3 protein-coding genes and 2 rRNA genes (1 of these 5 only partly in view) are annotated in these 6,156 nt (G+C 54.6%); 1 reads left to right on the forward strand and 4 read right to left on the reverse strand.

Annotation, left to right across the window (positions count from 1 at the left end):
* The first annotated feature begins 127 nt into the window (after nucleotides 1–127).
* Entirely contained in the window at nucleotides 128–1,330 is a 1,203-nt protein-coding gene (locus tag C2U40_RS20405) for an ISL3-like element ISAeme19 family transposase (RefSeq protein WP_081000878.1), read from the forward strand.
* Nucleotides 1,331–1,440: 110 nt separating this feature from the next.
* Here the strand turns inward: C2U40_RS20405 and tmaR are convergent, their stop codons facing one another.
* From tmaR to C2U40_RS20425, 4 genes are all read right to left on the reverse strand, one after another.
* The gene (gene tmaR, locus C2U40_RS20410) at nucleotides 1,441–1,758 is read right to left on the reverse strand and encodes a PTS system regulator TmaR (RefSeq protein ID WP_016352207.1); all 318 of its coding nucleotides are present in this window, start codon (nucleotides 1,756–1,758) and stop codon (nucleotides 1,441–1,443) included.
* A gap of 262 nt (nucleotides 1,759–2,020) precedes the next feature.
* Nucleotides 2,021–3,220 carry an ISL3 family transposase gene (locus tag C2U40_RS20415; RefSeq protein WP_158656423.1) on the reverse strand — a complete coding sequence of 400 codons (1,200 nt, stop codon included), beginning with the start codon at nucleotides 3,218–3,220 and terminating at the stop codon, nucleotides 2,021–2,023.
* 140 nt (nucleotides 3,221–3,360) lie between these two features.
* Nucleotides 3,361–3,475: ribosomal RNA gene (gene rrf, locus C2U40_RS20420) — 5S ribosomal RNA — on the reverse strand.
* 78 nt (nucleotides 3,476–3,553) lie between these two features.
* A 23S ribosomal RNA gene (locus C2U40_RS20425) occupies nucleotides 3,554–6,156 on the reverse strand; it runs 286 nt beyond the window's last position.

The following is a 6,156-nucleotide window of genomic DNA, read 5'->3' on the forward strand; positions in this document are numbered from 1 at the left end:
GTAGTGATGGTAACAGGGCGATCATAAAAGGTTCTTCGCGGGATCTTGGGGAAGTGGAAGTTGACAGACAGGGTGCTGGTAAACTGGCTGTCTCCAAACACACCACCACCATCACCCTGCTGTCGCCGTGCATCATATTGATATTGCCTCCTTCTGGCCAGGTTATACCGTCATCGCCCAAGCGCTTTCTGCCAACCATCACACCCTGTTTACCCTTGAGCCTCGCGCCGACTTCTTGCCCCGTTGTCGCCGATGCCTGCAACCCACGCCATTGATCCACGACCAACGTATCCGCCGGGTGCGTGAGCGAGACCTATTTGACCGACAAGTCTGGTTACAACTGCCTGTTCGCCGCGTCGACTGTCTGCGCTGTGGTCGCGTCAGTGAACATATCGACTGGCTCCCCTCTGGCTCCCGCCTCACCCGGCGCATGCAGTGCTGGATTGAAGCGCTCGTTCAGTACCTCCCCATCCGCCATGTCAGCCAGCTCACCGGGGTCGGTTGGCACACCATCAAGGAGATCGACAAGCGCCGTTTGCAGACCAGTGTGGGCACCATCGAACTTGGGGAGGTGCGGCGGCTGGTGATGGATGAGTTTGCCCTGCACAAGGGACACCGCTATGCCACCGTGATCATGGATGCCGAGCGAACCCGCGTCCTGTGGGTGGGGCACGGCAACAGCCGGGCCGCTATCCGTCCCTTCTTCGAGCAGCTCGGCGAGCGATGCCAGCAGATTGAAGCGGTGGCGATGGACATGAACACGGCGTTCGACCTGGAGGTGAAGCAACACTGCCCGCAGGCGGAGGTGGTCTACGACCTGTTCCACGTGGTGGCTCGCTATGGCCGAGAGGTGGTGGACCGGGTGCGAGTGGAGCAGGCGAATGCACTGAAAAGCGATAAACCGGCGCGAAAAGTGGTCAAAAGTGCGCGTTGGTTGCTGCTACGTAATCGGGCGAAGTTGAGTGAAAAACAGGATGTGAAGTTGCAGGAGCTGTTGGCGGCGAATCAACCGCTGGCGATGGTGTACGTGCTGAAAGAGGGGTTGAAGGGCATCTGGTATGCGCCGAGCGTGTGGGAAGGATGGCGACGATGGCGGAGCTGGATGCGGCAGGTGAAGGAAAGCGGGCTAGCGCCGCTGCAACGATTTGGTCGAAATTTATCGAAATATATGCGGGGGATCCTGGCGAGTGCAAACTACCCGATGCACACGAGTGTGCTGGAAGGGGTGAACAACAAGATCAAAGTGATAAAGCGTATGGCATATGGATTTAGGGACTCAGAATACTTTTTTCTGAAAATCAAGGCGGCCTTCCCCGGAAAGCCGCGATGAACCACATAAAAAGGGGAGCCGATTGTTGCAGCGCGGTGAGAGATCCGAGCTGATAACAAAAAGCAAAACACCGGCCTATGGCCGGTGTTTTGAGCAGACAGTGAGCAGGCTTATTTGCTGGAACTCATCGCCTTGAGCTTGGTGCTCAGCTCTTTACGCTCTTTGGACAGCTCGGCATTCTTGATGATGTGGTCGTCCACACGCTCTTCATAATCAGCCCGCATGTTGGCGATGATGGCTTGCACCTCATCGATGCTCATGCCCGGTTTGATGTAATCGCTCAGGTTGTCGAGCAGCAGTACCCGCTTCTGGTTGTCACGGACCTTCTTCTCGTTGTCCGCAATTTCACGCTTGAGTTTGTTCTGACGACGGGACATACGCACATATTCCAGTACATCGCTGAAGGTGGACTTGTTTACTTGTTCCATATCGATACCACTGACGTAAGGTTGATAAAAGCAGGCCAAGTTGCATCCGTACTAAAGAAACCAGCATGAGAGAGTACGGGTCAACCCAAGATGCCTTTACTCTACCGAGTTATGAGGCAGATACAACCCTAATTGCAGGGCTAACGCCGGGTTTCGGCACGAGAGAGCCGAGTGAACAACAGGGTGGAAAGCAGTGCAGGCTCTCCATCCAAAAGCGCATATCAGGGGTGAGATAAGACGAATTTCAGGCAATAAAAAAGGTTCATCGCGTCTTTCCGGGGAAGGCGGCCTTGATTTTCAGGAAAAAGTATTCTGAGTCCCGAAACCCATAGGCCATGCGTTTTATCACCTTGATTCGATTATTCACCCCCTCCAACTGGCTGGTGTGCATTGGAAAGAGGGCGCTCGCTAAGATGCCTCGGATGTAACGCCGGAGGTTTCTGGCAAAATCCTTCAAGGGTGCCAGACCACTTTCCCTGGCGTGCCGCGTCCAGCCCCTCCACCGTCGCCAGCCTTCCCGGATGTCGGGGGCGTACCAAATTTCCTTCAAGGCATCCTTGAGTACATAGGCTGTGGCCAAGGGCTGATTGGCGGCCAGTAGTTCCTGCAATTGCACCTCTTGCCCTTCCTTGAGGTTCTCCCGATTGCGCAGCAGCAGCCAACGCGCTTGCTTGACCACCTTGCGAGCTGGCTTGTCATGCTGCAATGCGTTGGCCTGATCCACCCGGATACGGTCTATCACCTTCCGACCGTAGCCCGCCACGACATGGAACAAGTCATAAACCACCTCGGCTTGCGGACAGTGCTCTTTCACCTCCAGATCGAAGGCGGAGTTCATGTCCATGGCAACGGCTTCAATCTGTTGGCATTGTTCGCCCAACAGCTTGAAAAAGGGGCGAATGGCCTCCCGGCTATTACCGTGGCCCACCCACAACACACGAGTCCGTTCAGCATCCATGATCACAGTGGCATAACGATGGCCTTTATGCAGGGCGAACTCGTCCATCACCAGCCGTCGCACAGCGCCAGGTTCAAAGGTGCCAACACTGGCTTGGAGTCGGCGTATGTCGATGGTCTTGATGGTATGCCAATGCAGTCCGGTGAGCAGGTTGACATGACTGATGGGCATCAACTCAAGCAAGGCCTCAACCCAGCTCTGCAATCGTTGTGTGATGCGTGAACTGGGAGGCAACCACGCGATATGTTCAGACACCCGGCCGCAGTGCAGGCAGTCAACGCGACGGATGGGGACTTGCAGGCGAACCCGCAGTTCAAACAGATCGCGGTCACGGACTAGGCGGGTGCGACGATCGTGGACCAATGGGCAGGGCTGATGACACTTGCCACAAAGAGGCAGGTGGTTAGAACGAGGTTCAAGAGCGAAAGTAATTTGTGTGGCACAGCGGCTATGGACAGAAACGTCGTAGCCTGGCCAGAACGAGGCAAAATTAATATCATGCATAGTGACAGCAGGGTGAAGGAACCGGTTTGTTTGGCGACTACCAGTTTACCCGATCCCTGTCTGTCAACTTACCTTTCCCCACGCTTGCGCGAAGAACCATAAAAAACCCCGCTCGATGAGCGGGGTTTCTTGTATTGGGTGCCTGGCAGTGTCCTACTCTCGCATGGCGAATGCCACACTACCATCGGCGCTACCGCGTTTCACTTCTGAGTTCGGCATGGGTTCAGGTGGTTCCACGGCGCTATGGCCGCCAGGCAAATTCTTCAATCTGTGAAAGCTGACATAAGTAGTTTCGTATTTGTCACAAGGCCAGAAACACTTCTTGGGTGTTGTATGGTTAAGCCTCACGGGTAATTAGTATGGGTTAGCTCAACACGTCGCCGCGCTTACACACCCCACCTATCAACGTTGTGGTCTCCAACGGCCCTTTAGGACCCTCAAGGGGTCAGGGATGACTCATCTCAGGGCTCGCTTCCCGCTTAGATGCTTTCAGCGGTTATCGATTCCGAACTTAGCTACCGGGCAGTGCCACTGGCGTGACAACCCGAACACCAGAGGTTCGTTCACTCCGGTCCTCTCGTACTAGGAGCAACTCCCTTCAATCATCCAACGCCCACGGCAGATAGGGACCGAACTGTCTCACGACGTTCTGAACCCAGCTCGCGTACCACTTTAAATGGCGAACAGCCATACCCTTGGGACCGACTTCAGCCCCAGGATGTGATGAGCCGACATCGAGGTGCCAAACACCGCCGTCGATATGAACTCTTGGGCGGTATCAGCCTGTTATCCCCGGAGTACCTTTTATCCGTTGAGCGATGGCCCTTCCATTCAGAACCACCGGATCACTATGACCTACTTTCGTACCTGCTCGACCTGTCCGTCTCGCAGTTAAGCTGGCTTATGCCATTGCACTAACCTCCTGATGTCCGACCAGGATTAGCCAACCTTCGTGCTCCTCCGTTACTCTTTGGGAGGAGACCGCCCCAGTCAAACTACCCACCAGGCACTGTCCGCGACCCAGATTCATGGGCCTGCGTTAGAACATCAAACATACAAGGGTGGTATTTCAAGGACGGCTCCAGCGCAACTGGCGTCACGCCTTCAAAGCCTCCCACCTATCCTACACATGTAGGTTCAATGTTCAGTGCCAAGCTGTAGTAAAGGTTCACGGGGTCTTTCCGTCTAGCCGCGGGTACACCGCATCTTCACGGCGAATTCGATTTCACTGAGTCTCGGGTGGAGACAGCATGGCCATGGTTACACCATTCGTGCAGGTCGGAACTTACCCGACAAGGAATTTCGCTACCTTAGGACCGTTATAGTTACGGCCGCCGTTTACCGGGGCTTCGATCAAGAGCTTCGCTTGCGCTAACCCCATCAATTAACCTTCCGGCACCGGGCAGGTGTCACACCCTATACGTCCACTTTCGTGTTTGCAGAGTGCTGTGTTTTTGATAAACAGTCCCAGCCATCTGGTCACTGCGACTCCCAACTGCTCCATCCGCAAGGGACTTCACTGTCAAGAGCGAACCTTCTCCCGAAGTTACGGTTCTATTTTGCCTAGTTCCTTCACCCGAGTTCTCTCAAGCGCCTTGGTATTCTCTACCCGACCACCTGTGTCGGTTTGGGGTACGATGACTTGTAATCTGAAGCTTAGAGGCTTTTCCTGGAAGCAGGGCATCAATGGCTTCCGCACCGTAGTGCGTTCGTCTCGTGTCTCAGTGTTGTGTCTCCGGATTTGCCTAGAAACACCACCTACGCACTTTCACCAGGACAACCGTCGCCTGGCCCACCTAGCCTTCTCCGTCCCCCCATCGCAATTACAAGTCGTGCAGGAATATTAACCTGCTTCCCATCGACTACGCCTTTCGGCCTCGCCTTAGGGGTCGACTCACCCTGCCCCGATTAACGTTGGACAGGAACCCTTGGTCTTCCGGCGAGGAGGCTTTTCACCCCCTTTATCGTTACTTACGTCAGCATTCGCACTTCTGATATCTCCAGCATGCCTCTCGACACACCTTCGCAGACTTACAGAACGCTCCCCTACCACTTGCACTAAGTGCAAATCCGCGGCTTCGGTGCCTGGTTTGAGCCCCGTTACATCTTCCGCGCAGGCCGACTCGACTAGTGAGCTATTACGCTTTCTTTAAATGATGGCTGCTTCTAAGCCAACATCCTAGCTGTCTGAGCCTTCCCACATCGTTTCCCACTTAACCAGAACTTTGGGACCTTAGCCGGCGGTCTGGGTTGTTTCCCTCTTCACGACGGACGTTAGCACCCGCCGTGTGTCTCCCGGATATTACTTACTGGTATTCGGAGTTTGCATGGGGTTGGTAAGTCGGGATGACCCCCTAGCCCAAACAGTGCTCTACCCCCAGTAGTATTCGTCCGAGGCGCTACCTAAATAGCTTTCGGGGAGAACCAGCTATCTCCGAGTTTGATTGGCCTTTCACCCCCAGCCACAGGTCATCCCCTAACTTTGCAACGTTAGTGGGTTCGGTCCTCCAGTTGATGTTACTCAACCTTCAACCTGCCCATGGCTAGATCACCCGGTTTCGGGTCTACACCTTGCAACTAGACGCCCAGTTAAGACTCGGTTTCCCTACGGCTCCCCTATACGGTTAACCTCGCTACAAAATGTAAGTCGCTGACCCATTATACAAAAGGTACGCAGTCACCCCGAAGGGCTCCCACTGCTTGTACGTACACGGTTTCAGGTTCTATTTCACTCCCCTCACAGGGGTTCTTTTCGCCTTTCCCTCACGGTACTGGTTCACTATCGGTCAGTCAGGAGTATTTAGCCTTGGAGGATGGTCCCCCCATATTCAGACAGGATGTCACGTGTCCCGCCCTACTCGATTTCACATCAAGGTTGTTTTCGTGTACGGGGCTATCACCCTGTATCGCCGGCCTTTCCAGGACCGTTCCACTAA

The organism is Aeromonas sp. ASNIH4 (genome assembly GCF_002934425.1).
GTDB classification, from domain to species: Bacteria; Pseudomonadota; Gammaproteobacteria; order Enterobacterales; family Aeromonadaceae; genus Aeromonas; species Aeromonas hydrophila.

Excerpts from the sequence above, each read along its gene's own strand:
- tmaR (WP_016352207.1), bottom strand. The coding sequence starts at position 1,758 with ATGGAACAAGTAAACAAGTCCACCTTCAGCGATGTACTGGAATATGTG.
- C2U40_RS20415 (WP_158656423.1), bottom strand. The coding sequence starts at position 3,220 with ATGCATGATATTAATTTTGCCTCGTTCTGGCCAGGCTACGACGTTTCT.